General features: G+C 78.0%; 2 protein-coding genes. Both read right to left on the bottom strand.

Annotated features, from left to right (window positions below; all coding sequences use genetic code 11):
- Window positions 1-99: 99 nt before the first annotated feature.
- Window positions 100-1,314, bottom strand: coding sequence for an ROK family protein (locus tag ACFWXO_RS04290; protein ID WP_375893036.1), 1,215 nt, complete (start codon window positions 1,312-1,314; stop codon window positions 100-102).
- 180 nt (window positions 1,315-1,494) lie between these two features.
- On the bottom strand, window positions 1,495-2,037 hold the full coding sequence (locus tag ACFWXO_RS04295) for a GtrA family protein (protein ID WP_375893038.1): 543 nt from the start codon (window positions 2,035-2,037) through the stop codon (window positions 1,495-1,497).
- Window positions 2,038-2,107: the final 70 nt, after the last annotated feature.

Here is a 2,107-nt window from a genome sequence, read left to right on the forward strand (position 1 = left end):
CCGGGGCGCCACCCGCGCCTCCCCGCGCCGGCGGCGCGCCCGGGCCCCGCGGGCGCCCCGCCCCCGCCCCCCCCCGGTCCGCTCCTGCGGGTCCGTGCCTCAGCCGCCCGTGAGCGGCCCCGGGTCGGCGACGATCGCGCGCACCACGCCCACCGCCGCCCCCAGCAGCGGCCCGCGCCGGCCGAGCCGGGACACCGTCAGCCGGTCCTGCGCCCAGGGCCGGACCGTCACCCGGGCCGCCAGCTCGTGCCGCATCGCCGGCAGCAGCCAGGGCGCCAGCCGGGCGTAGCCGCCGCCCAGCACCACCTCGGCCGGGTCCAGCAGGTTGACCGCCCCGGCGGCGGCGATGCCGAGCGCGGCACCGGCCCCGGCCAGCGCCGCCCGGACCGGCTCGTCCCCGGCGCCGGCGCGTTCGGCGAGCAGCGTCACCCAGTCCCCGCGCACCCCGGCCAGCCCCGCCGCCCGCAGCACCGCCGCCTCGCCCGCGTACTGCTCCAGGCAGCCGTGCGACCCGCAGGCGCAGCGCCGCCCCTCCGGGTGGACGGGCACGTGGCCCAGCTCGCCCGCGTAGCCGCGCGCCCCGCGCAGCAGCCGGCCGCCGACCACCACGGCGGCGCCGACGCCGGCCTCGGCGGAGACGTAGAGGAAGTCCTCCGGGCCCTCGCCCAGCCAGCGTTCGGCCAGGCCGCCGAGGTTGGCCTCGTTGTCCGCGTCGACCGGCAGCTCGGCCAGGCCGTCGCCGACCACGCGCAGCGCCGGGCGCAGTTCGGCGGCCAGCGGGACGTCCTGCCAGCCGAGGTTGGCGGCCCGCTGGAGCACCCCGCCGCTGCCGACCAGCCCGGGCACGGCCAGGGTCAGCCCGGCCGGGCGCAGGCCGGACTCGGCGACGGCCGAGCGCACCAGCCGGGCCAGGTCGGCCATCACCGCGGCGGGTTCCCGGCCGTGGTTGGCGCTCTCCTCGCGCCGCCAGGCCCGGACCTCGCCGCGCAGGTCGACCACGCAGACGCCGAGGTGGCGGACCCCGATCTCGGCGCCGAGGCCGCCGGGCCCGAGCGGGTTGAGGCCGAGCGCGGTACCGGGGCGGCCGACCTTGCCGCTGGGGGCGGCCGGGCCCTCCTCGACGACCAGGCCGGCCGAGATCAGCTGTTCGGCGAGCGAGGAGACCGCGGCCCTGGTCAGCCCGGTTCCGGCGGCCACCTCGGCGCGCGAGCGGGGGCCGCGCGCGATCAGGCCGAGCACCAGGGCCAGGTTGGCCCGGCGCATCCCCTGCTGACTGGCGGGCCCGGTCCGGACGCCGTCCGGCTCCCCGCGCATAACCTCACCTCACGGTCGTAGGGCGTGTCTTGTGGATCTTGTCGGATGGGCCGCGGCGTCGGGGTGCGTGCATCGCAAGGCGGAGGAGGGAGGCGATGCGGAGCATCGGGCGACCGACGACAACGCGGCGAGGTGCGTGCCCTGGCGTCGCGGACCCGGCAGGGATCCGCAAGACACGCCCTATGGCACATCCCGTGGCATCTCGGGTGCAGCGTAACCGGGTTCCGGCTCCGCGTGCGCCCGGGCGGCGGGGCTGGTGAAGACCCAGCGCCGCATCGCCCAGAAGCGGAACAGCATGGCGACGAAGGTGCCGACCACCATCCCGCTGAGGAAGTCGGCGACCTCCTGCTGGAACGGGTCGACGTACGGTTCGCGCAGGTCGAGGGCGTACCGGGAGAGCGCCAGCGGGATGTCGTTGACGCCGATCGCCACCGCGCTGACCAGGAAGAACAGCAGGGCCTCCGGTCGGCGCCCGTCCGTCCGGAAGGCCCAGCGGCGGTTGAGCACGTAGGAGACGACGGTGGCGATCACCGTCGCCACCGTCAGGGCCACCACCGGCTGGTGCTGCAGGACGGTGAACTTGAGCTCGACGTCGATCACCGTGGTGAGGACGAAGCAGCCGCTGCCGACCGTCAGGAACTTCACCAGCCGGCGGTGCCGCACCAGGAACGGCCGCAGCCGCGCCGGCACCCGGGCCAGGACGCGCTGCGTGGGGGACGGCATCTCCGCAGTGTGGCACGCGGCGGGGGGGGGCGGGGGGGCGGGCCGACGGCCCCCCCCCCCCGCCCCCCCA

Origin of the sequence: Kitasatospora sp. NPDC059088, from assembly GCF_042738155.1 — a bacterium.
Lineage (GTDB): Bacteria > Actinomycetota > Actinomycetes > Streptomycetales > Streptomycetaceae > Kitasatospora.

Coding starts and splice junctions, on each gene's coding strand:
- ACFWXO_RS04295 (WP_375893038.1), bottom strand. CDS start 2,037: ATGCCGTCCCCCACGCAGCGCGTCCTGGCCCGGGTGCCGGCGCGGCTG.
- ACFWXO_RS04290 (WP_375893036.1), bottom strand. CDS start 1,314: ATGCGCGGGGAGCCGGACGGCGTCCGGACCGGGCCCGCCAGTCAGCAG.